Here is a 24,625-nt window from a genome sequence, read left to right on the forward strand (position 1 = left end):
GGAGGGGGGTGGCAACCCGGTGCGATGATCCCTCCGTGCGTCTACCGAGAGCGTTGCGCTGGTTGCTGTGGGTCCTGTGGCTGGGATGTCTGGTGTTCGCCGTCTGGTTCTTCGTCACCGTGTACCTCGCCATGACCGAGGTATGACATGCGGCGGGCCCGCCACCGGAAGGTGGCGGGCCCGTGCGGCGGCACCTGGCCGGTCACAGCGTCTTGCCGGTCGCGGGCCCCACGATCAGCCCCTCCCCGAAGGCGTCCACCCGGACCGTGTCGCCGTCCTTGACCTCGCCGGAGAGGATCTCCTTGGCGAGGCGGTCACCGATCGCGGTCTGGACGAGCCGACGCAGCGGCCGGGCGCCGTAGGCCGGGTCCATGCCCTCGACGGCGAGCCAGTCCAGGGCCGCGTCGGTGACCTCCAGCGTGAGCCGGCGCTCCGCAAGACGCTTGGCGAGCCGGTCGATCTGGAGCCGGGCGATCCGGCCGAGCTCGTCCTTGGTGAGGGCCGAGAAGACGACCAGGTCGTCGAGCCGGTTGAGGAACTCCGGCTTGAAGGAGGCCCGCACGACCTCCAGGACCTGCTCCTTCTTCTCCGCCTCGCTGGTGATCGGGTCGACGAGGAACTGGCTGCCCAGGTTGGACGTCAGCACCAGGATCGCGTTGCGGAAGTCGACCGTGCGGCCCTGGCCGTCCGTCAGGCGGCCGTCGTCCAGGACCTGGAGGAGGACGTCGAAGACCTCGGGGTGGGCCTTCTCGACCTCGTCCAGCAGGACCACGGAGTACGGGCGCCTGCGCACCGCCTCCGTCAGCTGGCCGCCCTCCTCGTAGCCGACGTAGCCGGGCGGGGCGCCGACCAGGCGGGCCACGCTGTGCTTCTCGCCGTACTCCGACATGTCGATGCGGACCATGGCCCGCTCGTCGTCGAAGAGGAAGTCCGCGAGCGCCTTGGCGAGTTCGGTCTTGCCGACGCCCGTCGGGCCGAGGAAGAGGAAGGAGCCGGTCGGGCGGTCGGGGTCGGCGATGCCCGCGCGGGTGCGGCGGACGGCGTCGGAGACGGCCTGCACGGCCTCCTGCTGGCCGATCAGGCGCTTGCCCAGCTCCTCCTCCATGCGCAGGAGCTTCTGCGTCTCGCCCTCCAGGAGGCGGCCGGCGGGGATGCCGGTCCAGGCGGCGACGACGTCCGCGATGTCGTCGGAGCCGACCTCCTCCTTGACCATGGTGTCCTTGGACGCCTCCTCCTCGGCTTCGGAGGCGGCCTCCAAGTCCCTTTCCAGGGTGGGGATCTCGCCGTAGAGGAGCTTGGAGGCGGTGTCGAAGTCGCCGTCGCGCTGGGCCCGTTCGGCCTGTCCGCGCAGTTCGTCGAGCTTCTCCTTCAGTTCGCCGACGCGGTTGAGGGACTGCTTCTCCTTCTCCCAGCGGGCGGTGAGGCCCCGCAGCTCCTCCTCCTTGTCGGCGAGGTCGCGGCGCAGCCGCTCCAGGCGTTCGCGGGAGGCCGGGTCGGTCTCCTTCTCCAGCGCCAGCTCCTCCATCTTCAACCGGTCGACGGCGCGCTGGAGTTCGTCGATCTCGACGGGGGAGGAGTCGATCTCCATGCGCAGGCGGGAGGCCGCCTCGTCGACGAGGTCGATGGCCTTGTCGGGGAGGAAGCGGGAGGTGATGTAGCGGTCGGAGAGGGTGGCGGCGGCGACGAGTGCGCTGTCGGCGATCTGGACCTTGTGGTGGGCCTCGTAGCGGCCCTTCAGACCGCGCAGGATGGCGATCGTGTCCTCGACCGTGGGCTCGGCGACCAGGACCTGCTGGAAGCGGCGCTCCAGGGCGGGGTCCTTCTCGATGCGCTCGCGGTACTCGTCGAGGGTCGTCGCGCCGACCATGCGCAGCTCGCCGCGCGCGAGCATCGGCTTCAGCATGTTGCCGGCGTCCATGGCGGAGTCGCCGCCGGCGCCCGCGCCGACGACGGTGTGCAGTTCGTCGATGAAGGTGATGATCTGGCCGTCGGAGTCCTTGATCTCCGCGAGGACGGTCTTCAGGCGCTCCTCGAACTCACCGCGGTACTTCGCGCCCGCGACCATCGCGCCGAGGTCCAGCGCGACGAGGCGCTTGTCCTTGAGGGACTCCGGTACGTCGCCCTTGACGATCCGCTGGGCGAGTCCCTCGACGACGGCGGTCTTGCCGACGCCGGGCTCGCCGATGAGGACCGGGTTGTTCTTCGTACGGCGCGAGAGCACCTGCACGACGCGGCGGATCTCCTGGTCGCGGCCGATGACCGGGTCGAGCCGGCCCTCGCGTGCCGCGGCCGTGAAGTCCGTGCCGAACTTCTCCAGGGCCTTGTACTGGCCCTCCGGGTCGGCTGTGGTCACCCGGCGTCCTCCCCTCGCCTTCTGGAAGGCCTCCTGCAGCTTCTTCGCACCGGCCCCCTGCCCGGACAGTACGTCACCGGCGGCGCCGCCCTTCGCGGCGATGCCGATGAGCAGGTGCTCGGTGGAGAGGTACTCGTCGCCGAGGTCCCTGGCCCGCTCGGCGGCGTCCGCGATCACGGCGAGCAGCTCGCGGCCCGCCTGCGGGGGCGCGACGGTCGAGCCGGTCACGCTGGGCAGCCCGGCGAGGATCTTCTCCGCGCCGGCGCGTACGGCCGCCTGGTCGGCGTCGACGGCGGCCAGCAGGTCGGTGATGTTCTCGTTGTCCTGGCCCTGGAGCAGGGCAAGGAGCAGGTGCGCCGGGGTGAGGTCGGCGTGCCCGTCGGTCAGGGCCCGCTGCTCGGCCGCCCTGAGGGCGTCCCGGCTCCGGTTGGTCAGCTCGGCGTCCACTGTCGCGTTCTCCTCCTGAGGTCAGCCGTCCGCCACAAGTCCAGTACTGACTCAGTCAGCGTACACAAAGTTGAGTCTATTCCACTCAAGTAGGCGCCCGGGAGAGTCCGGGGGCTAAGTTCCGGAGCCATGGCGACCTATTCGCAGGACCCGGGTGCCCCCGACGCCGCGTACCTCGACTTCTGGCGGGAACGGCACCTGTGCACGCTGACGACCCAGCGTGCGGACGGCAGCCCGCACGTGGTGCCCGTCGGGGTCACATACGATCCCGGCGCCGACCTTGCTCGGGTGATCACGAACAGGACGAGCACCAAGGTGCTGAACGTGCTGGCCGCCGGCGACGGGGGCGCCCGGGTCGCCGTGTGCCAGGTGGACGGCCGGCGCTGGGCGACGCTGGAGGGTCTGGCCGTCGTACGGACCGAGCCGGAGCGGGTCGCGGAGGCGGTGCGGCGGTACGCCGAGCGCTACCGGCGCACGCCCGGTCCGAACCCGTCACGCGTGGTGATCGAGATCGAGCTGACGCGGGCGATGGGCCTCGTATGACGGCTGCGGCCGCCGTGACGGCAGGGACTGCTTTCGGCCAGTACTCGTCTGCGGCCAGATATGCCGATACCCGGAAATGTCCCGCAAAACTGCAGCGGCGTCACCGTGTTCAGGTCACGGTGACGCCGCTGCGGGGGGAAGCACCTGAGCGAACTGTTACGACGGGGGATTCGCGTCAGGCACTGCGGGGGGTGGCTGAGATGGTCCGAACATCGGGGGTTTCCGGTTCCACCAGCCGGTGGTCTCGCTGGTCGAGATTCACAAAGATCATTCCGTACCGAATGGCACATCGCACAGGCTGCGGCGCCCCCCGAGGCCGCCGCAGACACCGGTACGCCCGTACGTCCTCGTCCTCGTCCCGCGTGACGACGACCGGCTCACCGAAGACGGTCACCATCAGCGAGTCACCGGAGTGGGGGATCGCGGTGACAAGATCGATGAAGTGCCAGCCGGAGCGGTAGGCCGTGGCCATTTCGCGGCGGAAGGAGCGGTCGTCGGGTGGGGTGCTCACGATCAGCTCCACACACTGTCGTCCGCGTGGACAGGAGTGCCATCCGTAGCCGCGCTGGCGGCTGTGAACGACCAGACACTGTCCGCCCGCACGTCACCCTTCGCGCCAGAAAGGCCACTCAGCGTTCCGAAGGCCACAACGGCGGAGAAGGCGGCGACAAGCACCGAGCGAAGCATTCTCTTACCCATAGTCGGCTTCGTCCTCACTTGAAGGTCCCCTCTTCCCCCGTCTCGAGTAAGACGATGGCTCATTCGGGCACGTCATGGCCACACGATCGGTGCATCATGTTCCTGCATGTTCAGGACCCTGGGGGGTGGAGATTTGGAATCAAATCGGACTAAAGCGACGCATCCCCACGCCGTGACGGAGCTGTGTGAGGAAGGGAGTCGTCTCTACGCGAACGCGCTTCGCACGGGACGTATCGCCCGCGCGGACGTGGAACCCGCCCCTTGTCTGATGGAGTTCGCCCTGCTCCACCCTGATCCCGACGACGCGAACTGGCTGCGCCCCGTTCCTCCGGCGATCGCCCTGGCCCAGCGGCTCAATCCCATAGAACGCGAAATCACCGAACGCCGGCAGCTGTCGATCCAGATGGCCGACGCCTTCGAGCCGTTCATGGCTCTCAGTGCCCAGGTCACGGCGTCGACTCACTCGATCAGCGTATTGGAGGGCCTCGACCGCATCAACGCGGCGCTCGACCTGGCGATCTCGCAGTGCCGGAACGAGATGCTCACCGTCCAGCCGAGCCAACGCCACCCGGAGCGCAGGCTCATGGAAGCCCTGGAGCGCGACAAGCCGTTGATCGAACGTGGGGTGCGGATCCGGACCCTCTACCAGCACACGGCCCGCTACAGCCCGGAGCGGCTCGCCTGGGTGGACCACTTCGCCGACGGGAAGGCGGAGTACCGCACCATCGACGAGCTGGTGGAGCGCCTCATCATCTGCGACGAGACCGTCGCGTTCATCCCCACGCGCGACGACCGGCAAGTCGCCCTCGAACTCCGTCATCCCGGTCTCGTCCGGTACCTGATCAAGGTGTTCGAGTTCATGTGGAGCCGTGCCGTCCCGCTGAGTGCCGGCGCCCCCTACGAAACCGCTCCCGACGGCATCACGGACATCCAGCACTCCATCGCCAAACTCCTCGTGGAGGGTCACGTCGACGAGGCGATAGCCCGCCGCCTCGGCATGAACGTACGCACCTGCCGAGCCCACATAGCCAAGCTGGCGACCGCCCTCGGCAGTGGCAGCCGTGCCCAACTCGGCTTTCTCATAGCTCAGTCGGGGATCCTCAACTCGGACCAGCCGATACCGGAGGGAGAGGACCACCCGTGACCGGGGCGCATGCGCACGGCGTGGAGGAGCTGTGTGCCGCCGGGACACGGCTGTACGAGCGGGCGGTGAAGGAAGGCAGGGTCCGCGCCGAGGAGGCCGGCCCGGCGCCCTGTCTGGTGGACTTCGGGCTGCTGCACCCCACGGTCGAGGACCTCGACTGGCTGGAACCCGTCGCCCCGGCGGTCGCACTGCGCCGGCTGCTGCGGGTCTCGGAGGACCGCATCGCGGACGAGCGGCGGCGCGGTGAACGGCTGGCCGAGACGTTCGAGTCGCTGCTGCGGATCGGCGACCGCGGCGCGGGAACGACGGACACCCCGACGCTCAGGGTCCTCAGCGGGCTGACGCGCATCAACGACGCTCTCGACCAGGCCGTCTCCGAAGCCTCCGGCGAACTCCTCGCCATCCAGCCGCACACCACCCACACCCGCATCTCCGCCGAGCGCCGCGCGGCCGCCCTGGCCCGCGACCAGGTCCTGCTGGACCGCGGCGGCCGCATCCGCACCCTCTACCAGCACACGCTGCGCCACGCGCCCTCGGTCCGCGCCCGCCACGAGCAGCTGGCGGGCGACGTCGAGGCACGCACCCTGGACGAGGTGACGGACCGGCTGCTCGTCATCGACCGGACCGTGGCCTTCGTACCCGCCGCCACGGACCACTCGCTCGCCCTGGAGGTCCGTCACCCGGCCCTGATCTCGTTCTTCGTCACGGCCTTCGACCGGCTGTGGCGCCTGGCCGTCCCGATGTATCCCGAAAACGTGCAGGCCCCCTCCCTGGACGGCATCACCCCCCGCCAACGCGCCATAGCCACCCTTCTCGTCGAAGGCCGAACAGACGCCGTCATCGCCGACCGCCTCGGCATGAACATCCGCACCGCCCGCGTCCACATCGCCAAACTGGCGGCCACCCTGGGCAGCGAGAGCCGGGCGCAGCTCGGCTATCTCATCGGACAGTCGGGGATTCTTGACCGGGAAGAGTGACCGACGAGCCGACGTCCGCCGGGTGCCGGGGGCCGTCGAGGCCCACCTGGGCGATGCGGACGCCGAGTTGGGTGCGGCTGGCCGCGCCTAGGGTCTCGGAGAGCCGCGCGATATGGGCACGGCAGGTGCGCACGCTTATGCCGAGCCGTTCCGCGATCACCGCGTCCTGGTGGCCCTCCGCAAGGAGCGCCGCGATGGACCGCTCGCGGTGCGAGATGCCCTCGATGCCGGTGTCGGGCAGTGGCGCGGTCAGCGGGATCGCCAGGCGCCACAGCCGTTCGAAGACCGTGACCAGGTACTCGACCAGCGCCGGGTGGCGCAGCTCCAGCGCCAGGGTGCGGTCCGCGTTCGCCGGGATGAACGCCACCGTGCGGTCGAAGAGGATCAGCCGGTCGATGACCTCGTCGAGGGTGCGGGCCTCGACAGAACCGCCCATCAGTTCAAGGTAGTTGAGCAGCCCCTGCCCGTGCCGGGCCACATGCGTGTACAGGTCGCGCATCCGTACGCCCCGTCCGCGCAGCGCCAGCGCCCGGTGCAGCCCCTCGGTCAGCTCGTGCTCGGGGCGGATGCCGCCGGGCTGGACGGTGAGGACCTCCGTGGTGCACGCCTCCGTCGCCTTGTCCATGGCGTCCTGGATGCGGGAGAGTCCGTCGAGGACGCGGATCGCAGCGCCCTCCCCGGCGCCCGGGCCCGTCTGCGTGGCGGGGCCCAGGCCCGCGTACCGCTCGACGGCTGCGACCGCCGCGCCCACCCGCCGTTGGCTCGCGCTGACCTCGTCGTACACTCCGCGCAGCAGTCTGGTCATGACCTCCTGCGGGGACGTCGGGACCAGCCAGTCCATGTCGTCGGGGTCCGGGTGCAGCAGGGCCAGCTCCAGCAGGCAGGGCACCGGTTCGGCGTCCCGGCGCGCCACCCGGCCCCGCCGTACGGCCCGGGAGTACACGCGGTCCCCGGCGTCGCACAGCCGGTCGGCACCGTGCGGATGCTCATCCGTCCCGCGCCCGGCCATCGCCCATCCCACCCCCGGTTCCACCGTCTGTCGCAGCGCAACTATGCGCGGCCCGGACCAGCTCCGCAACACGGCTCGGCCCGAACCGAGCGCCCCGTAAGGGGCGGGCCCGTGTCGGTTTGCGGCTCCGCCGCGCGGGCCCGGGCAGGCACCACACGGCTGCGGAAAACCGGCGGGGCAGGCCGGCGACAACCCGCGAAGAGCCGCGCAAGCTCCCGGAAATGAGCCAGTGATCACCTCGTTACACCCCGCCTCTAACGTCCCCTCATGGCGGACATATTTGACGCATACGCGTTGGCCGACGCGTGGGACGAGATGTTTGAGCGGCCGGGTGAGGTCAGGACCGCCTACGAGCCGGTGCTGGCGGCACTACAGCCCATCGAGCCGAGCGAACTCCGGTTCCGGGCCGACCAGATGGCCCGGGCGTTCACGGACCGCGGCGTGACCTACGCCTTCGCGGGCGAGGAGCGGCCCTGGCCGCTCGACCTGGTGCCCCGCATCCTCGACGCCCTCGAATGGGATCTCATACAACGCGGGGTGAGCCAGAGAGTCAGGGCCCTCGAGGCCTATCTCGCCGACGCCTACGGGCACTGCCGTGCCTTCGAGGACGGCGTGGTGCCCTGGCGGCTGCTGCTGAACTCCCCGCACTTCCACCGGGCGGCCCAGGGCGTCGAGCCACCGGGCGGCGTCCGCATCCACGTCGCGGGCATCGACCTCGTGCGCGACGAGGCCGGGGACTTCCGGGTGCTGGAGGACAATGTGCGGGTCCCCAGCGGGGTCAGTTACGTCATCGAGAACCGCCGGGCGATGACCCGGATCTTCCCGTCCCTGTTCGCGGAACAGCACGTGGTGCCCGTCGACGGGTACGCGCAGAAGCTGCTCGCCGCGCTGCGGGCCGCCGCCCCCGGCGGGGTGCAGGACCCGCGGGTCGTGGTCCTCACGCCGGGCCCCAGCAACGCCGCCTACTTCGAACACGCGCTGCTGGCCCGCCTGATGGGCGTGCAGCTGGTCGAGGGGCACGATCTGGTCTGCCGGAACAACCGCGTGTGGATGCGCACCACGCGCGGCGAGGTGCCCGTCCATGTCGTATACCGGCGCCTGGACGACGACTTCCTCGACCCGCTCCACTTCCGCCCCGACTCGGTGATCGGCTGCCCCGGCATCATGGGCGCCGCCATGGCGGGCAACGTCACACTCGCGAACGCCGTGGGCAACGGGATCGCCGACGACAAGCTGCTCTATACCTATGTCCCGGATCTCATCCGCTACTACCTCTCCGAAGAACCGATCCTCCCCAATGTCGAGTCCTACCGGCCCGATGAGCCCGGGCAGTTGGAGGCGGTCCTCGACCAGATCGACCGGCTGGTCATCAAGCCCGTGGACGGCGCCGGAGGGCAGGGCATCGTGATCGGCCCGAAGGCCGACAAGGACACCCTGGAACGCACTCGCAAAGCCGTCACCGCCGACCCGCGCGGCTTCATCGCCCAGCGGCCCGTCGCCCTGTCCACCTCCCCCACCCTCGCCGGCGAACGCCTGGCACCCCGTCACATCGACCTCAGGCCGTTCGCCGTGAACGACGGCAACGATGTCTGGGTGCTGCCCGGCGGGCTGACCCGCGTCGCCCTCCAGGAGGGCAACCTGATCGTCAACTCCAGCCAGGGCGGCGGCTCCAAGGACACCTGGGTGATCGCGGAGGGCCCCGCGGAGCAGCCGGCGCCCGAACCGGCCGCCGTGCTGCCCTCCGTCGCCCCGCGCCGGCTCGGACCCGACGGCTCCCGCGCCGTCGTACAGGAAGGGGCCCAGCAGCAGTGAACGACGTGATCCTGTCCCGGATAGCCGAGGCCCTGACCTGGACCGGGCGCTATGTCGAGCGCGCCGACGCCACGGGCCGCATCCTCGACGCGTATCTGCACCGTATGCTGGAGGACCCCTGGCGCGACGAGGACGCGGCCTGCCGGTCGCTGTACGCGATCCTCGGCATGGACGCGGGAGCCGGGCCCTGCGACATGCAGCAGGTCCTGGACCAGCTGGCCTTCGACGCCCGCTCCACGGGCTCCATCGAGGGGGCCCTCGGCGCCGCCCGGCTGAACGCGCGCAGCGCCCGTGAGGCGATCTCCTCCGAGATGTGGGAGTGCCTCAACTCCACCTGGCACGCGCTGGCCGACCAGCGGATGGCGGCCCGCCGTACCGGCCCGTACGCCTATCTGGAGCTGGTGCGCCGCCGGGCCGCGCTCTTCTTCGGGCTCGCCGACTCCACCATGAGCCGGGACGACAGCTGGCGGTTCGTGGTGCTGGGCCGCAGCCTGGAGCGGGTGGACATGACCGTACGGCTGCTGTCGGTGCGTGTGCTGGACGCCGTGCACGCGCCCGACTGGCCGACGCTGCTGAGCGCTTCGGGGGCCGATGAGGCGTATGCCCGGGTGTACGGCGGTTTCGGCGACACCCCGCGGGTGGCCGAATTCCTGCTCCTGGACCGGGACTTCCCGCGCTCGGCGCTGCACGCGCTGACCACGGCGGAGGAGTGCCTCACCGCGCTCGGCCGCCCCCGCCACGACCCCGCGCGCCGCCCCATCGGCAGGCTCCGCACCCGCCTCGAATATCTGGACACGCACGCTCTGGAGAACCAGCTGCCCGTGCTCCTCGGCGACCTGCAGCAGGCCTGCATGGCGTCCGCGGACGCGGTGGCCGAGCGGTTCTTCCCGTACCAGGGGCCCATCGAGTGGGCCCAGGAAGGAGCGTGAGATGACCGCCGAACGCGTACGCCGCCTCCGTATCGAGCACACCACCCGGGTCTCCTACGCCCAGCCCGCGGCCTCCTCGCACAACGAGGTCCGCATGACCCCGCTGACGCTCCCGGGCCAGACCACCCTGGACGCGCGGGTCACCGTCAACCCCACGACCTCCACCTGGTCGTACTGGGACTACTGGGGCACCCAGGTCACCGGCTTCGACCTGATGGACCCGCACGGCGACCTCACCATCACGGCCTCCAGCCTGGTCGAGACCTCCCCTCCGGAGGCGCTGCCGCCCGCGCCCGCCTGGGCCGAGGTGGCCGAACGCATCGCGAACTCGCGTCTGCTGGAGTTCGCGAGCCCCACCGGCCGTACGACGGTTCCGGCGAAGCTGGTGAAGAAGGCCCGGAAGGCGGCGGCCGGCCTCGATCCGCACGAGACGGCGGTCGCGGTCTCCGCCCTGGTCGCCGACCGGGTGTCGTACCTGCCCGGCGCCACCAGCGTGAACACCTCGCCCGCGGAGGCCTGGGAGCAGGGCGCGGGCGTCTGCCAGGACATCACCCATCTCACCGTCGCGCTGCTGCGGGGCGTGGGCCTGCCGGCCCGTTACGTCTCCGGCTATCTCCACCCGGAGCGCGAGGCCGAGCTCCACCGGCCCGTCGCCGGGCAGAGCCACGCCTGGATCGAGTACTGGGCGGGCGACTGGTGCGGCTACGACCCGACCAACCGCACCCGTGCCGACGAGTCCCATGTCGTGGTGGCCCGCGGCCGCGACTACGACGACGTCACCCCGCACAAGGGCATCTACCGGGGTGTGGCGGGCGGCCCGCCGGAGGTGTCGGTGGTGTTCACGCGGGTGGGGTGAACAGCAGTGGGCTGAAACCCTGCCGTGCCCCCTATCGGGGCGTCTGCCGTACGTACGACGCGAACCTGGCCAGCACCGGGTTCGGGTCGTCCGTGCGGTGGGCGAAGGAGACGGCGTAGCGGGGCGGGTGCTCGGCGAAGTGACGGATGACGACCCCGGGCGGGCAGAGTTTGCGGGCGCGCCCGAGGTCCATCACGGAGACGCCCGTGCCCTCGGCGACGGCGGCGACGACCTGCTCGAAGTCCGGTTCCTCGGCGGCGAGGTGCGGGGGTCCGTCAGGCCAGACGTCGGCGACGAGCTCCTCGTACAGCGTGGGTCCCGCCTCCCGCGGCCACAGCACGACCGGCAGGCCGCGCAGGTCGCCGCGGGTGAGGCGGTCGCGGGCGGCGAGGGGGTGGTCGGCCGGGAGGATCACCGCGGCCTCCTCCTCGGCGACGACGGCGGCGGTGACGCCCGGTTCGCGGATGACCCCGCGGACGAAGGCGGCGTCGAGGCCGCCGTCCCGCAGCAGGCGCAGGCACCAGGACGACATGCCGGTGGTCACCGACACCTGGACGTCCTCGTGGTCCTTGCGGAAGCGGCGGATCACATCGGTGATGCGGTCGTCGGCGCCCGAGCGGGAGTAGGCGACGCGGAGCCTGCCGTGGGTGCCGTCGGCCACCGCCCGCACCCGCTCGCCCAGTTCGTCGGCCGCGCCGAGCAGCGGCTCGGCGCCCTCCAGCAGCGCCCGGCCTGCCGGGGTGAGGGTGACGCCCTGCGGGCCCCGGTCGAGCAGGGACACCTTCAGTTCCTGCTCCAGCACCTTGATCTGCTGGCTCAGCCCGGGCTGCGCGATGCTCAGCTCCGCGGCGGCCCGCCCGAAGTGCCGGTGTCGGGCGAGCACCACGAAGTACCTCAGGCGGCGCAGTTCCATACGGGCATCGTAGGCACCGCGGGACGGCGGTACGGGCCGCCCGGCGGACAGTTCATGGCCTGTACATACATCGCCTGAGCAGGGCCCGATAAACAAGGCTGATCGGCGGCGAGAAAACCTGTATTGGACCTGTGCCGAGGTGCCCCGCACGCTGGGACGACATGAGTGAGCGGGGGAAGGACCAGCAGGTGCGTGCCATGACGCGGGCGGAGCGCGAGGCGTTCCTGGCCGAGCCGCACATCGCCGTCATCAGCATCACGGGCGAGCCCGGGCGCGGCCCGCTGTCCGTACCGCTCTGGTACGGCTACACGCCCGGCGGCGACATCACACTGATCACCGCGCTGGACAGCCGCAAGGCCGCCCTGGTGCGCCGGCACGGCCGGGTCTCCCTGTGTGTGCAGCGGACCGAACCGCCGCGCACGTACGTCAGCGTCGAGGGCCCTGTGGTGGAGTTCCGCGCCCCGGCCACGCTCGACGAGCGGCGGTCGCTGGCGCACCGCTATCTGGGGGCGGCGGCGGGCGACGCGTTCGTCGAGGCGAGCGCCGGGCGGACCGCCGGGTCGGTGCTGATCCGGGTCCGGCCCGAGCACTGGCTCTCCCGCGGCGCGTCCTGAGCCCGTGCCAGGGCCTGTGTCCCCTCCCCGGCCACTCCCCACACCCATCACCACCCCAGCAGAGGGGAAGCACGCGTGGCCCACCTCGTCTTCGTCGAGATCACCGCGTTGGGCGTCCAGTCCGTCGCGCACGCCAAGCGGCTCGGTCACGAAGTGACCCTGCTGCGTTCACCGCTGTACGACTTCGTCACCCCGCCCGCCGAGCGCGCGCAGGCCGAGCAACTCGCCGACCGGACCATCCACTCGGACGACCTCCAGGACGTCGGCCGGCTCCTCGGGCTGCTGCGTGAGCACGGCATCGGGCGCGGGGACGTGGACGCCGTCCTGTCCACCCTGTCCCTGTGCGTGCTCAGTGCGGCCAGGCTCGCCGAGCGGCTCGGGGCGCGCGGCACCCCGTACGAGGCCGTCGCCGCCGCCCGTGACAAGGGCCGCTGCCGGGAGATCCTGCGGGAGACGGGCGTGCCGAGCCTGGGATTCGCGGTGGTGACCACACTGCCCGAGGCCCTTGAGGCCGCGGCGGCCATCGGCTACCCGGTGGTGATCAAGCCGGTGTCGGGCGTCGGCAAGGCCGTCACCAGCATCGTCGAGACGCCGGACGGACTGCGCGCCCACTTCGCCGCCGCCGCCGAGGAGCTGCGGTCGATGCAGCCGGGCCTGGCGGCCGAGCTGGACGAGCGGTACATCGTCGAGGAGCTGGCGGTCGGCGAGCTGTACTCGGTCGAAGTGGCCGCGGACGAGGAGCGGTTCACCCCGCTGGTGGCGGTCGGCCGCAAGATGGGCCGCGACAACCCGGTGCTTGAGCTCGGCTGCACGGTCCCGTCGGGGCTGCCCGCGGCCGAGGAGGCCGAGCTCGGCCTGTACGCGGCCCGCGTCTGCGAGGTCCTCGGGCTGGACCTCGGCATCTTCCACGTCGAAGTCATGCGTACGGCGAAGGGCTTCCGGCTCGTGGAGGCCAATCCGCGCATCTCCGGGGGCTCACTGCCGGACTCGGTGCGGATGGCCACCGACCACAACGTCTTCGAGATCCTGGTCGATCTGTTCCTGGGTGCGCCCGCGCCCGAGCACCCGCTGCCGTGGCGCCGGGCGGCCAGCCACACCTTCCTGGCCGCCGCGCAGGACGCCGTCGTCCCACGGGATCTGCCGGCCGACTGGTTCGAGGAGTTCCGGCCGCGCCTGCACTCCGGCTGGAGCCGCGCGGAACCCGGGGCCCGGCTGCGGGCGATGAACGGCAACTTCGACACCTTCGGCATGGTCCGGGTGGTCGGCGACGACGCCGACCGGGCCGCCGAGGAGGTCGCGGCGGTGCGGCGGGACATCGAGAAACGGCTCGGGTTCACGCTGACGGCGGTGGCCGAGGCGCGGGGCGGCGGCTGACATGGGCGCCTCACGCGGCACCACCCTCGTCCGCTATCTCCTCACCGCCTCCCTGGTGCGCACCGCGAGCGGCGGCGCGGCCGTCGGCCTGTTCACCCTGACCGTCCGCACGGGCGGATCGGGCGGTGCGGCCCTCGGCGGTCTGCTCGCCGCGCTTCTGACCGCGCCCTATGTGGCGGGGCCCTGGCTCGCGGGTGTGCTGGACCGGGCCCGCGACGGCCGTCGGGTCCTGGCCGTCTCCTTCGTGGTGTTCGGTCTCGCGCTGGCCGCGGCCGCGGCGCTGCTCGGGCGCGTCCCGATCCTCGCCGTGGCCGGACTCGTCACGGTCGCCGGGCTGTGCGGGCCGCTGGTGACGGGCGGACTGAGCAGCCGGCTCGCCGCCGTGGACGGCTGGGACGAGCGGGGGCGGCGCCGGGCGGAGGGCTGGGACTCGGCAACGTACGGCATCGGCAACACGTTCGGGCCCGCGGCCGTGGGCGCGGTCGGAGCCGCGCTGGGTGCGCGCGCCGGGGTGCTGTGTCTGGGCGGGGCGGCGGCGACGGCCGCGCTCACCGTGCTGACACTGCCCGTCGGAGCCCCGCCCGCGAAGGGCCCGGCGGGCCCGCTGCGGGTCCGGCAGACCTTCCGGATCATCGCGACCGTCGGCCCGCTGCGCCGCGTGATGCTGGCGATGGCGCTGACCGCGCTGGTCGCCGGTGGCATCACGGTCGTGGCGACCACGCTCGGGCACCGGCTCACCGGCAGCCCCGACGCGGGTGCCGCACTGGCCGCCGTCTACGGCTTCGGCTATCTCGCGGGGTCGGTCGTGGCCGGCATCGTGCCGCTGCGGGGCGAGCCGGAGCGGACGTCGACCGTGCTGGTCGCGGTGAGCGCGACCGCGGTGGCCTGCTGTGCCGTGGCGCCCGGCTACGCGGTCGCCGTGGTGACCTTCGCCGCCACGGGCGTGGCCAGTGCCCTGCTGTTCACGGCGACGCTCGCGGTGCGCGCCGTGTATGCGCCCGCGGAGGCCCGCGCCCAGGTGTACGTGTCCATGGGCGCCCTCAAGATGGCCGTCTCCTCGGCCGGCACCGCCCTCGCGGGCAGTCTGATGGGCCTGGGCCCGCGGACGCTGCTGGGCGCCGGCTGCGCCGTGACGGTTTTCGCCCTCGCGGGGGTGCTGGGCGACCGGCGCATCAGTGGACGAATGAATTCCATATTGCCGTCGAGGTGGAATTCATCCCCGCGCAACAATAGCCGTACATTGCCTTCCGAAATTTCTTGACGGACAGCAGTGAAACCGCAAATAATCATGTCCATGCGCAACTTCTGTCGCACTTCTCGCTGATCCTGCCGCGCCGGCGCCCTCGTGCGCCCACCCCGTCCACGGCAGTTGACAAGCAGCTTCCCCACCGGCTCCCCCCCCCACCAGGCGAAACCGGTGATTTCCGCTGTACCTGCACACGTGAATCCCGACCAGAGGACAAACATGGCAGCCTTGGCCGCACCCGCAGTGAATTCGGCCACCTCTTCCCCCACGCCTTGCTCGTGCCACGCGTTCGGTATCCGCACCCAGCACGCCCTGCAAAGCCTGCGGAAAGTATTCGCAAATCCCGGGCCCACCGCCCGGAATGTATTCGAGGACATTCTCGACCAGTGCGCGGACACGGAGTTCGGCCGCGCCCACGCCCTGCACCGCGTCCGCACGACGGACGAGTGGCGCCGGGCGGTGCCGATCCAGCAGTACGAGGACGTCGAGCCGTACGTCCGCCGCGCCCGCCAGGGCGCGCCCGCGGTCCTGACCCGCAGCCGGCCGTACGCCTTCCTGAAGACCTCAGGCTCCAGCGGCACCCCCAAGCACATCCCCACCACCCGGCACTGGCGCGACCACTACCGCGGGCCCGCCCTGTACGCGCAGTGGGGCCTTTACTTCGAGGCGCTCGCGGAGGCGGACGCGCTCTCGGCGCCCGCCGCGCACATCCCGCAGGTCCTCGACCTGTCCTGGGAGCGCACCCCGGGCCGCCCCGGGCCGGGCGGCGAGCAGCCCGTCTACAGCATCTCCAACCGCCCCGCGGCGGTCGGTGCCCGCGACTGGCTGCCGCCCTGGTACGACGAGCCGTGGCTGCTCGCCGAGCCGGGCGAGGGCTGGGAGGCGGCCCTGTACCGCAAGCTGCGGCTGCTCGCGGGCAGCGACGTACGGGCCGTCGTGGCCCTCAACCCGTCGAAGATCATCAGCCTGGCCGAGACGCTGGCCTCCTCCGGCGAGCGGCTGGTGGCCGACCTGCGCGACGGCACCCTGAACGGCCGCCGGCACCCCGCCGTCACCCCGGACCGGGAGACCGCCGACCGCCTGGCCGCCGTCCTCGAAGCGACCGGCGGCGCCCCCGGCCTGACGGACCTGTGGCCGCGCCTGGATCTCGCGGTGGCCTGGAACTCCGCGTCCGCCGCCCTGTACCGGGACTGGCTGACGGAGGTCCTGCCCGGCGTACGGCGGCTGCCGTTCAGCACGACCGGCACCGAGGGCATCGTCACCCTCCCCGTGGACGGCCACGCCTCGGCCGGCCCGCTCGCCGTCGGCCAGGGCGTCCACGAGTTCGTCCCCGTCGACGGGCCCGAGGCCTCCGACGGCCCCGACGCGCTCGCCCCGGACGCGGAGACCGTGCTCTTCGACGAGCTGGAGAACGGCCAGGAGTACCGCCTGGTGATGAGCCAGGCCAACGGACTGCTGCGCTACGACGTCGGCGACGTGTACCGCGTGGTCGGCCACTACGGCGCCACCCCGCGCCTGGAGTTCACCGGCCGGGCAGGCTTCCGTGCCTCCTTCACCGGCGAGAAGCTCACCGAGACCCAGGTCCACGAGGCCGTCGTGTCCTCCCTGCCCGACGGCCTCGGCGGCCGCCCCCTGTTCACCTGCGTGCCCGTGTGGGGCGCCCCGCCGCGCTACCACGTGATCGTCGAGGGGGCCGCCGGCCTGGGCGCGTCCACCCTGGAGTCCTTCGCCCAGGACATCGACACCGCACTGCGCCGTATCAACATCGAGTACGGCGAGAAGCGCGCCTCCCGCCGCCTGGGCCGCATCGAGGTCGTCGCCGCCGAGTGGGGCGCGTTCGCCCGCGCCTCGGAGGAACGGCTGCGCGCCCGCGGCACCTCCTCCAACCAGGTCAAGCACCACTGGCTGCAAAGGGACCGGGAAGTGCTGGACACCCTGACCGAGCGGGGGCTGCTCAGGGCAGGCACGGCACCGGGACTCCGGCTCACCGCCGCCTCCGCCGAGGCCGGTGCCGCCCGATGAGCGCCCTGACGGCGCGTTCCCACGACCGCGCGACGCTCCCCCTCACCGCCTCCGACGGCACCGAACTCGCCCTGCACCACTGGGCACCCGACCGCCCGCCCGCCGCGGCCGTGTTCTATGTCCACGGCATCCAGAGCCATGCGGGCTGGCTCTTCGAGACCGGCCCCGAGCTCGCCGCGCGCGGCCTCGCCGTGTTCGCCCTCGACCGGCGCGGCAGCGGCACCAGCGGCGGCCCCCGCGGCCACCTCCCCTCGGCCGCGCAGGTCACCGACGACTACGCCAGAGCCCTCGCGGCGGTGCGCGCGCGGACACCGGGCCTGCCGCTGACGGTCGTCGGGCAGAGCTTCGGCGGCAGCGTCCTCGCGGCCCTGGTCACCGAGGGGCACACCGCCGGCGCCCGCCTGGTGTTCTGCGCCCCGGCGCTGGGCCAGCAGCGCTCCCGCCACGGCAGCGGCGAGGCCCTGGCGGCCCTGCGCTCGGCGGGCGGCCTCGGCACCGCGCCGCTGGCGCTGGCGGACGCGGACTACACGGACGTCACGGCGTACCTGGACTTCATGGCCAACGACATCCTGATGATCCGCCAGGTCACCGCGTCCACCCGCGCGGTGATGGTGCAGCTGGAGGACGTCTACATGCGCGGCGGCACCTGGGACGCGGATCCGTCCGCGGATCCGGTGCACTTCGTGCGTCCGCGGCACGACGCGATCATCGACCTGGACACCTCGTGGCAGGTCCTGACCGGCCTGACGCGGCGCGCGGCCGCCGTCGACTTCACGGACTCGGGTCACTACGTCGAGTTCTCGGCGGCCCGGCACCGCTACTGGGACTGGCTGGCTTCGACGGCCATCGGGAGCACGCGATGAGCACTCTGCCGTTGCCCGTCGAGGTGTTCACCGCCGAGGTCCCCATGGCCCGCCCCTTCGCCCACGCGGCGCACTCGCGCCGTACCTCCCGTTCAATCCTGGTCCGCTGCACCCTGGCGGGGGCGACCGGCTGGGGCGAGGGGGCGCCGCGGACGTACGTCACCGGGGAGAGCCTGGAATCGGTGGTGCGGGCTCTCCTGCACGCCCGGCTCCCGGAGTTGGAAGGGGTCTTCTCCGGCCCGTTCGAGTCCGGTGTGCGGGAGCTCGCCGCCCTCGACCTGCCCGCCGCCCTCGGCACCCCCGGACACCCGGCCCCGGCTGCCGCGGCCGCCCTGGAGACGGCCCTGCTGGACGCCTGGTGCCGCGCCCACGGCCGGGACGCGACGGACGCCCTCGCGTTGGTGGGCGGGGAGGTGCTGCGCGCTCAGCCCCGGGTTCCGGTCTCCGCCCTGGTCGTCGACGCGAGCCGTACGCCCGCGGAGTTGCTCGGTGCCCTGCCCGCCGAGGCGCGCTCCCGCCTGACCCATGTCAAGGTCAAGGGCCTGCCCGACCCCAAGGCGACCCGCGAACTCGCCCTGTCGGCAAGGGAGTTGACCGACCCCGCCCGCACCACGGTCTCCGTGGACGCCAACGGCGTCTGGCCGCCCGCGCAGGCCCTGGAGGCGGCCGCCCTCCTCGCGGACACGGTCGACTGGCTGGAGGAACCCACCCGATCCCGCGACTGGGCCACCCTGCACCGCATCCAGCGGGAGGCCGGCTGTCCCGTGATGCTGGACGAGTCGGCGGCCGTCCCCGCCGACCTCGACGAGGCGATCCGGCACGCGGCGGCGACGTACGTCAACGTCCGGGTCTCCAAGTGCGGCGGCCCGCTGGCGAGCCTGCGCATGCTGCGCCACGCCCGCACCCTCGGCCTGCGCGCCCAACTCGGGGTGCAGGTCGCCGAGGTGGGCCCCCTGTGGGCGGCGGGACGGCTGCTGGCGGCCCACGTCGAGGGCCTCGTCGCCGTCGAGTCCGGCCGCCAGGACGAGTGGTTCCCACCGGACCTGACGACCCCGCCGTACACGATCGACCGCACCCATCACCACGCCGCCCCCTTGCCGGGCCCGGGCTTCGGCCTGGTCCCCTCACCCCGGCTCCTCCGGGACCACGCCCGCCCGGTCACCGAAGTGCCCCGACTGACGACAAGGACCCCCGCATGACCCCCGCACTCACCACCCCCGCCCCCGGCACCCTGATCTCCTCCCGGATCTCGGCCCTCTCCCTCTCCTCCCCCTACGCCGTCCCGGCCCGCAAGCCGGGCCCGGACTTCGTGAACCTCGTCAGTGGTGCGCCCGCCGTCGAGGCGCTGCCGCTGGACGCGATCAGGGAGGTGACGAACGACCTGCTGGCCGGGCCCGACACCGGCGGGCCGGCACTCGCGTACGGTCCGAACGCCGGTGATCCGGCGCTGCGTTCGCTCATCGCCGCCCGCGAGGGCGTGGACCCCTCGCGGGTGCTGATCACCAACGGCGGGCTGCACGGCACGGCACTCGCGCTCCACGCGGTCGCCGAACCGGGCGACGTGATCGTCGTGGACGACCCGGTGTTCCCCGACACGATCCGCATCGTCGAGAACACCGGCGCCGACATCCACCCCGTCCCGGTGGGCCCGCACGGCCTCGACGTCGACGTCCTCGCCGAGCGGCTGCGCGGCGGGCTGCGCCCCAAGGCCCTCTACACGGTTCCGGACTTCCACAACCCGGCCGGCGGCCTGCTGCCGTACGAGAAGCGACGTCAGCTGGTCGAACTCGCCGAGCGGTACGGCTTCTTCGTCCTCTCCGACAACCCGTACCGGCCCTTCGCCCCCGACGGCCGCAGCGAGCCGGACTTCCCGCTCGACAGCGACCGCGTGGTCGTCGTGCAGACCTTCGCCAAGACGCTCGGCCCCGGTCTGCGGCTGGGCTGGCTGATCGCACCCGAGTGGCTGGCCCCGCACGTCATCAACCTGCGGCGCCGCTACGACTTCCAGAGCTCGACCCTCTCCCAGGCCATCGCCCGCACCCTGCTGGCCCGCGAGGGCTGGTTCGACCGGCTGCTCGCCCGCGGCAGGGACATCTACCGGGAGCGCGCCGAACTCACCGTCCGCAGCCTGCGCGAGGCAGGCGACCGGCTGGAGTTCGACGACCCCGCGGGCGGCTTCTTCGTCTGGGCGAAGGTGAACGGCGGCCGCCCGGCCGCCGAGCTGCTCGCCGAACGCGCCCGGGAGGCCGGGGTCGTCTACTCCGTCGGCACCTTCTACGACCCGCTCCAGCAGGGGCGTTACGCCGACCATGTGCGGATCGCCTACTCGGCCGCCCGGCACGAGCACCTGGTGGCGGGCCTGGACCGCCTGACGACCGTCCTCAAGTCCCTGTGACCGCGCCCGTATCGCTGCGCGTCGCGCTCGGCCAGCTCGCAAGCACCGCGGACCCCGGCGCGAACCTCCTGCTCGTGGAGCGGGAGGTCGCCCGGGCCGCGGCCGCGCGGGCCCGGCTGCTGGTGCTGCCGGAGGCGACGATGTGCCGCTTCGGAGTACCCCTGCGGCCGGTCGCCGAGCCGCTGGACGGTCCGTGGGCGACCCGGGTGCGGGAGCTCGCCGCCGGCGCCGGACTCACCGTCGTGGCCGGGATGTTCACCCCGGCCGCCGACGGCCGTGTCCACAACACGCTGCTCGTGGCCGGCCCCAACGGGCTCCTCGGGCACTACGACAAGATCCACCTCTACGACGCGTTCGGGCACCGCGAGTCCGACACGGTGGCCCCCGGCACCGAGCCGCTGACCGTGGACGTCGACGGCGTCCGGATGGGCGTGGCCACCTGCTACGACATCCGCTTCCCCGGCCTGTTCACCGAACTCGCCTCGCGCGGCGCCCTGCTGACGGTGGTGGCCGCCTCCTGGGGCGCGGGGCCGGGAAAGCCGGACCAGTGGACGCTGCTGGCCCGCGCCCGGGCGCTGGACTCCACCAGCTTCGTGGTCGCCTGCGGCCAGGCCGCTCCGGGCGGGAGCGAGGCCGGTGGCGCCGCGTCCGGTGCGGCGCCCACGGGCGTCGGCGGCAGCCTGGTCGTCTCACCGCTCGGCGAGATCCGCGCCCGGCTGGGCCCGGCACCGGACTTCACCTGTGTGGACCTCGACCTGCGGGAGGTGGACCGGGCGAGGCGGGCGGTGCCGGTACTGACCGGCGGACGGCCGCTGCCGGTGGCCTGAGAGCCGCTACTTGAGGCCGATGGCCGCGCACTCCGAGGCGAACTTCGACGTGCAGATCTGGGAGACCTTGTAGATGCCGTCCGCGACGACCGTCGACTTGATGTTCTTCCTCGTCAGCGCGGTCACGGTGACGAGCTGCGCGGGGATGCCCTTGTCCGTGGGGCTGTCGACGGTGTCCTGGGTGAGGGCGTCGAACTCGATCTCCTTGCCCTGCACCTTGGCCACCGCCATCTGCGCGGCCGCCGCGGCCTCCTGCGGGTACGACTTGTACACGCTCATGTACTGCTCGCCCGACACGATCCGCTGCACGGCCGCGAGTTCCGCGTCCTGCCCGGTGAGCGGCGGCATCTTGGTGACACCGGCGTCCTCCAGGGCCTTGACGATGCCGCCGGCCATGCCGTCGTTGGCGGAGTAGACGCCGGCGATGTTGCCCTTGCCGATCGCCTCGATGGCCGCCTTCATGTTGGCCTGGGCGTTCTTCGGGTCCCAGTCCGTGGTGTCGTACGACTTGGCGATCGTCACCTTGCCGTTGAGCTCGGACAGGGCGCCCGCCTTGAACTGCTTGGCGTTCGGGTCGGTGGGCGAGCCGTTCATCATGACGATCTTGTCGGAGGTGTCGACCCCGCTGCCCAGCGCCTCCAGCAGGGTGCGGCCCTGGACCTCGCCGACAAGCTCGTTGTCGAAGGAGATGTACGCGTCGATCGGGCCCTCGGCCAGCCGGTCGTAGGCGATGACCGGGATACCGGCGTCCTTCGCCTTCTTCACCTCACCGGCGATGGCGTGCGAGTCCACGGCGTCCAGCAGGATGATGTCGACCTTGTCGTCGATCATCTTCTGCATCTGGGCCGCCTGCTTGGCCGCGTTCTGGCCGGCGTTCTGGTAGTCGACCTTGCCCTGCTGCTTGGTGAGCGAGGCGACCTGCTTCTTGATGATGGGGTAGTCGAAGTCCTCGTACCGCGTGTTGGCCGTCTCCGGCAGCAGCAGCCCGACGGTGACGTCGTTGCCCTTCGTGGGGCTCGCCGAGCTGCTGTCCCCCGACACGTTCAGCACGCCGCAGGCGGAGAGCGACAGAGTCATCGTGGACGCTGCCACGACGATGGCGGTACGACGCGTGGAACGCATGCAGGAGCTCACTTCTGGTGTCTTGCGGACGCGGGCGCAAAAATGCGACCCAGGTGACTGAAAAGCCAACGCGGAGCGGCCCCCGGGCGTCAAGCGCAACTACTTAACGAGTGCGCAACGCAACACTCCGCCGACCATGTAAAGACATGGCGGAAACGCCTCCAAAGGTTCTTTACGGACCCTCCATGCAACGGCAGGCAATCGGCAGGCAAAGATCCGTACAACCAACGCGATTGCTCACGAGTCGTGATCACGGCAGCTTGCATCAGCCGTTCCCATCCCGACCAGAGGACCGAATGAACCCAGCCAGACCCACGACCGCCGCGGCCACGACCGCCGTCGTGCTCGCCACCGCGGCCGGTCTGCTCTCCGCGACGGCCGCTCCGGCCACCGCCGCGACCACCTGCGCCTCGCCCGTCTACACGCGCCAGTTCTTCGCGAACACGTCGTTCTCCGGCACCCCGAAGAAGACGGACTGCGACGCGGCGATCGACCAGAACTGGGGCACCGGCGCCCCGGCCTCCGGCCTGCCGAGGGACAACTTCGGCGTCCGCTGGACGGTGACGAGGGACTTCGGCTCGGGCGGCCCCTTCGCCCTGCCGGTCGCCACCCAGGACGGCGTCCGCGTCCACCTGGACGGTGTACGCAAGGTCGACCTCTGGAAGAACGTGTCCACGACGGTGAAGAAGACCGTCAACATCACGATCCCCTCCGGCCGCCACACCCTCCGCGTCGACTACGTCAACTGGACGGGCACGGCGAACGTCTCCTTCGCCTACAAGCCGCGCACCTCCGCCGACGTCGACAAGGTCAGCCCCCTTGCCCCGACGGGAACTTCGGTCGCCTACGACTCCACTGCCGGCAAGGCGAAGTTCAGCTGGCCGGGGAACAAGGAGATGGACCTCGCCGGCTACCGCGTCTACCGGCGGCTCAAGGGCACGTCGTTCGGCGCCACGCCGCTCGCGACGACGACCTCGACGTCGTACACCGACACGAGCCTGCCGGTGACCGGCGACACGTACTACTACGAGGTGCGTGCCTACGACAAGGCGGGCAACACCTCGGCGGGTTCGGCCGACCAGGGCGTGACGACCGCCGACCGGACGGCGCCCGCGCGGGTCACCGGCCTCACGGCCGAGGGCACCACGGCGGGCAACACGGTGGCGTGGGAACCCTCTTCGGCGGCGGACGTGCACCACTACGAGGTGTGGGGCGCGCCGGAGGGGCAGCAGGACCCGGACGGGCCCGAGACCGTGTTCGGGACCTCCTTCACGGACGTCACCGCCGGGACGGGCACGCCCTACACGTACACGGTGCATGCGGTCGACGGAGCCGGGAACGTCTCCCCGGTCTCCGCAACGGTGACGGCCACGCGCCCCGAACCCAGCGGCACGCCCGCCCCGACCGGGCTCACCAGCGTCCTCCAGGACGACAGGACCGAGATCCACTGGGTGCTCCCCGAGGACGCCCCCCAGTACCGGGTCTACCGCCGCACCGACGGCGGCTGGACGGCCATCGGCAACCTGCACGGCGGCTGGTGGGAGGACCGTCTCGCCCCGGCGGGCAAGGCGTCCTACTACGTCGTCGCCGTGGATGCCGGCACGGGGGCCGAGTCGGCGCCCTCCGCGGAGATCACCGTCGACCGGCTCGCCCGGGCCACCCCGTTCGGCCCGGCCGCACCGCAGCTGACGCTGGTCACGGCGGGCATCCCCGCCCGGCAGGCCGTCCAGATCAAGGCCGCACCCGGCGCGGGTGACGAGGGGCGGGTGCTGAAGGGCTACTCCTGGGAGATCAGCGGCGCCTGCGGCGACAGCGGCACCCTGCTGTCCGCGACCGGCTCCCTCTCCTGGACACCGCCCTACAACGGGCCGTGCACGGCCACCGTGTACGCCGTGGACCCCTACGGGCGGCAGAGCGCGCAGAGCTCGTCGCTGGAGTTCTTCGTCGGCCGCTGACCCGGTCACCCACACCGGCGGGCATACGGAAGGGGCCCGGAGGTTCAACCTCCGGGCCCCTTCCGCACACGTACCTCAGTCCTGCTGCCGCTTCGGCCGCCACACCACCAGCGCGCTGGTCTGCTGCACCTCCTGGTACGGGACCAGATCGCGGCGGTACGACGCGTGCACCGCCGCCTCGCGCTGCTGCATGGCCGCCGCCGCGCCCTCGACGGCGGCCTGGAGTTCGGCGACGCGCTGCTGGAGCGCGGCGACCTGGTTCTCCAGTTCGATGATCCGCTTGATGCCCGCCAGGTTGATGCCCTCGTCCTGCGACAACTGCTGGACGGTGCGCAGCAGTTCGATGTCACGGGCCGAGTAGCGCCGGCCGCGGCCCGGGGTGCGGTCGGGCGAGACCAGGCCGAGGCGGTCGTACTGGCGCAGGGTCTGCGGGTGCAGGCCGGAGAGCTGGGCCGCCACCGAGATGACGTAGACCGGGGTTTCCTCGGTCAGCTCGTACGGGTTGCGTCGACGGCCGTCCATCTT

21 protein-coding genes are annotated in these 24,625 nt (G+C 71.9%); 15 read left to right on the top strand and 6 right to left on the bottom strand.

Annotation, left to right across the window (positions count from 1 at the left end; all coding sequences use genetic code 11):
- Positions 1–202: 202 nt before the first annotated feature.
- A complete protein-coding gene (gene clpB / locus ABT254_RS22100) occupies positions 203–2,800 on the bottom strand; it encodes an ATP-dependent chaperone ClpB (RefSeq protein WP_351472587.1) in 2,598 nt (865 codons plus the stop codon).
- Positions 2,801–2,929: 129 nt separating this feature from the next.
- On the opposite strand from clpB, the gene ABT254_RS22105 reads away from it, so the two are divergent.
- On the top strand, positions 2,930–3,343 hold the full coding sequence (locus tag ABT254_RS22105; RefSeq protein WP_351472589.1) for a pyridoxamine 5'-phosphate oxidase family protein: 414 nt from the start codon (positions 2,930–2,932) through the stop codon (positions 3,341–3,343).
- 175 nt (positions 3,344–3,518) lie between these two features.
- Here ABT254_RS22105 and ABT254_RS22110 read toward each other — a convergent pair whose 3' ends face one another.
- Entirely contained in the window at positions 3,519–3,815 is a 297-nt protein-coding gene (locus ABT254_RS22110; protein WP_351472880.1) for a (2Fe-2S)-binding protein, read from the bottom strand.
- Between the two features lie 333 nt (positions 3,816–4,148).
- Here ABT254_RS22110 and ABT254_RS22115 point away from each other — a divergent pair, with 333 nt between their 5' ends.
- Together ABT254_RS22115 and ABT254_RS22120 are read left to right on the top strand one after the other, a co-directional pair.
- The gene (locus tag ABT254_RS22115) at positions 4,149–5,186 is read left to right on the top strand and encodes a helix-turn-helix transcriptional regulator (protein WP_450748116.1); all 1,038 of its coding nucleotides are present in this window, start codon (positions 4,149–4,151) and stop codon (positions 5,184–5,186) included.
- Positions 5,183–6,163: a LuxR C-terminal-related transcriptional regulator gene (locus tag ABT254_RS22120; protein WP_351472595.1), complete on the top strand. Its 981-nt coding sequence runs from the start codon at positions 5,183–5,185 to the stop codon at positions 6,161–6,163. Before ABT254_RS22115 ends, ABT254_RS22120 begins: the two co-directional genes overlap by 4 nt.
- Here the strand turns inward: ABT254_RS22120 and ABT254_RS22125 are convergent.
- The gene (locus ABT254_RS22125) at positions 6,126–7,172 is read right to left on the bottom strand and encodes a helix-turn-helix transcriptional regulator (RefSeq protein ID WP_351472598.1); all 1,047 of its coding nucleotides are present in this window, start codon (positions 7,170–7,172) and stop codon (positions 6,126–6,128) included. The genes ABT254_RS22120 and ABT254_RS22125 overlap by 38 nt on opposite strands.
- 267 nt (positions 7,173–7,439) lie before the next feature.
- On the opposite strand from ABT254_RS22125, the gene ABT254_RS22130 reads away from it, so the two are divergent.
- From ABT254_RS22130 to ABT254_RS22140, 3 genes are read left to right on the top strand one after another with little or no spacing between them, the layout of a single operon-like run.
- Positions 7,440–8,984, top strand: a complete 1,545-nt coding sequence (locus ABT254_RS22130) for a circularly permuted type 2 ATP-grasp protein (protein WP_351472601.1) — start codon at positions 7,440–7,442, stop codon at positions 8,982–8,984.
- Positions 8,981–9,913 (top strand): alpha-E domain-containing protein, encoded by a 933-nt coding sequence (locus tag ABT254_RS22135; RefSeq protein WP_351472604.1) that lies wholly within the window; start codon positions 8,981–8,983, stop codon positions 9,911–9,913. Before ABT254_RS22130 ends, ABT254_RS22135 begins: the two co-directional genes overlap by 4 nt.
- Position 9,914: 1 nt before the next feature.
- Positions 9,915–10,769: a transglutaminase family protein gene (locus tag ABT254_RS22140; protein ID WP_351472607.1), complete on the top strand. Its 855-nt coding sequence runs from the start codon at positions 9,915–9,917 to the stop codon at positions 10,767–10,769.
- Between the two features lie 31 nt (positions 10,770–10,800).
- On the opposite strand, the gene ABT254_RS22145 is transcribed toward ABT254_RS22140, so the two are convergent.
- Positions 10,801–11,682 (bottom strand): LysR family transcriptional regulator, encoded by an 882-nt coding sequence (locus ABT254_RS22145; protein ID WP_351472610.1) that lies wholly within the window; start codon positions 11,680–11,682, stop codon positions 10,801–10,803.
- A gap of 161 nt (positions 11,683–11,843) precedes the next feature.
- Here ABT254_RS22145 and ABT254_RS22150 point away from each other — a divergent pair, with 161 nt between their 5' ends.
- The 8 genes from ABT254_RS22150 (at position 11,844) to ABT254_RS22185 (ending at position 21,023) form a co-directional block, all read left to right on the top strand.
- Positions 11,844–12,296 (top strand): pyridoxamine 5'-phosphate oxidase family protein, encoded by a 453-nt coding sequence (locus tag ABT254_RS22150; protein ID WP_351472613.1) that lies wholly within the window; start codon positions 11,844–11,846, stop codon positions 12,294–12,296.
- Between the two features lie 75 nt (positions 12,297–12,371).
- Positions 12,372–13,670 (top strand): ATP-grasp domain-containing protein, encoded by a 1,299-nt coding sequence (locus ABT254_RS22155; protein ID WP_351472616.1) that lies wholly within the window; start codon positions 12,372–12,374, stop codon positions 13,668–13,670.
- A gap of 1 nt (position 13,671) precedes the next feature.
- The gene (locus ABT254_RS22160; protein ID WP_351472618.1) at positions 13,672–14,931 is read left to right on the top strand and encodes an MFS transporter; all 1,260 of its coding nucleotides are present in this window, start codon (positions 13,672–13,674) and stop codon (positions 14,929–14,931) included.
- Positions 14,932–15,144: 213 nt separating this feature from the next.
- Complete coding sequence (locus ABT254_RS22165; protein ID WP_351472621.1) at positions 15,145–16,938, top strand: GH3 auxin-responsive promoter family protein; 1,794 nt, start codon at positions 15,145–15,147, stop codon at positions 16,936–16,938.
- The gene (locus tag ABT254_RS22170; protein WP_351472624.1) at positions 16,935–17,801 is read left to right on the top strand and encodes an alpha/beta hydrolase; all 867 of its coding nucleotides are present in this window, start codon (positions 16,935–16,937) and stop codon (positions 17,799–17,801) included. Before ABT254_RS22165 ends, ABT254_RS22170 begins: the two co-directional genes overlap by 4 nt.
- Positions 17,798–19,000, top strand: a complete 1,203-nt coding sequence (locus ABT254_RS22175; RefSeq protein ID WP_351472627.1) for an enolase C-terminal domain-like protein — start codon at positions 17,798–17,800, stop codon at positions 18,998–19,000. Before ABT254_RS22170 ends, ABT254_RS22175 begins: the two co-directional genes overlap by 4 nt.
- The gene (locus ABT254_RS22180) at positions 18,997–20,196 is read left to right on the top strand and encodes an aminotransferase-like domain-containing protein (RefSeq protein ID WP_351472630.1); all 1,200 of its coding nucleotides are present in this window, start codon (positions 18,997–18,999) and stop codon (positions 20,194–20,196) included. Before ABT254_RS22175 ends, ABT254_RS22180 begins: the two co-directional genes overlap by 4 nt.
- Positions 20,197–20,210: 14 nt before the next feature.
- Positions 20,211–21,023 carry a carbon-nitrogen hydrolase family protein gene (locus tag ABT254_RS22185; protein WP_351472882.1) on the top strand — a complete coding sequence of 271 codons (813 nt, stop codon included), beginning with the start codon at positions 20,211–20,213 and terminating at the stop codon, positions 21,021–21,023.
- A gap of 6 nt (positions 21,024–21,029) precedes the next feature.
- On the opposite strand, the gene ABT254_RS22190 is transcribed toward ABT254_RS22185, so the two are convergent.
- Positions 21,030–22,145, bottom strand: a complete 1,116-nt coding sequence (locus ABT254_RS22190) for a sugar ABC transporter substrate-binding protein (RefSeq protein WP_351472633.1) — start codon at positions 22,143–22,145, stop codon at positions 21,030–21,032.
- A 296-nt stretch (positions 22,146–22,441) separates the two neighbouring features.
- Here ABT254_RS22190 and ABT254_RS22195 point away from each other — a divergent pair, with 296 nt between their 5' ends.
- The gene (locus tag ABT254_RS22195) at positions 22,442–24,100 is read left to right on the top strand and encodes a PA14 domain-containing protein (protein WP_351472636.1); all 1,659 of its coding nucleotides are present in this window, start codon (positions 22,442–22,444) and stop codon (positions 24,098–24,100) included.
- 75 nt (positions 24,101–24,175) lie between these two features.
- Here ABT254_RS22195 and ABT254_RS22200 read toward each other — a convergent pair whose 3' ends face one another.
- Positions 24,176–24,622 (bottom strand): heat shock protein transcriptional repressor HspR, encoded by a 447-nt coding sequence (locus ABT254_RS22200; protein ID WP_351472885.1) that lies wholly within the window; start codon positions 24,620–24,622, stop codon positions 24,176–24,178.
- Positions 24,623–24,625: the final 3 nt, after the last annotated feature.

Source organism: Streptomyces sp. NPDC001137 (assembly GCF_040298885.1).
Lineage (GTDB): Bacteria > Actinomycetota > Actinomycetes > Streptomycetales > Streptomycetaceae > Streptomyces.

Excerpts from the sequence above, each read along its gene's own strand:
- ABT254_RS22175 (WP_351472627.1), top strand. The coding sequence starts at position 17,798 with ATGAGCACTCTGCCGTTGCCCGTCGAGGTGTTCACCGCCGAGGTCCCC.
- ABT254_RS22140 (WP_351472607.1), top strand. The coding sequence starts at position 9,915 with ATGACCGCCGAACGCGTACGCCGCCTCCGTATCGAGCACACCACCCGG.
- ABT254_RS22190 (WP_351472633.1), bottom strand. The coding sequence starts at position 22,145 with ATGCGTTCCACGCGTCGTACCGCCATCGTCGTGGCAGCGTCCACGATG.
- ABT254_RS22200 (WP_351472885.1), bottom strand. The coding sequence starts at position 24,622 with ATGGACGGCCGTCGACGCAACCCGTACGAGCTGACCGAGGAAACCCCG.
- ABT254_RS22130 (WP_351472601.1), top strand. The coding sequence starts at position 7,440 with ATGGCGGACATATTTGACGCATACGCGTTGGCCGACGCGTGGGACGAG.
- ABT254_RS22150 (WP_351472613.1), top strand. The coding sequence starts at position 11,844 with ATGAGTGAGCGGGGGAAGGACCAGCAGGTGCGTGCCATGACGCGGGCG.
- ABT254_RS22115 (WP_450748116.1), top strand. The coding sequence starts at position 4,149 with ATGTTCAGGACCCTGGGGGGTGGAGATTTGGAATCAAATCGGACTAAA.
- ABT254_RS22195 (WP_351472636.1), top strand. The coding sequence starts at position 22,442 with ATGAACCCAGCCAGACCCACGACCGCCGCGGCCACGACCGCCGTCGTG.
- ABT254_RS22125 (WP_351472598.1), bottom strand. The coding sequence starts at position 7,172 with ATGGCCGGGCGCGGGACGGATGAGCATCCGCACGGTGCCGACCGGCTG.
- ABT254_RS22180 (WP_351472630.1), top strand. The coding sequence starts at position 18,997 with ATGACCCCCGCACTCACCACCCCCGCCCCCGGCACCCTGATCTCCTCC.
- ABT254_RS22110 (WP_351472880.1), bottom strand. The coding sequence starts at position 3,815 with ATGGCCACGGCCTACCGCTCCGGCTGGCACTTCATCGATCTTGTCACC.
- ABT254_RS22160 (WP_351472618.1), top strand. The coding sequence starts at position 13,672 with ATGGGCGCCTCACGCGGCACCACCCTCGTCCGCTATCTCCTCACCGCC.
- ABT254_RS22105 (WP_351472589.1), top strand. The coding sequence starts at position 2,930 with ATGGCGACCTATTCGCAGGACCCGGGTGCCCCCGACGCCGCGTACCTC.
- ABT254_RS22170 (WP_351472624.1), top strand. The coding sequence starts at position 16,935 with ATGAGCGCCCTGACGGCGCGTTCCCACGACCGCGCGACGCTCCCCCTC.
- ABT254_RS22145 (WP_351472610.1), bottom strand. The coding sequence starts at position 11,682 with ATGGAACTGCGCCGCCTGAGGTACTTCGTGGTGCTCGCCCGACACCGG.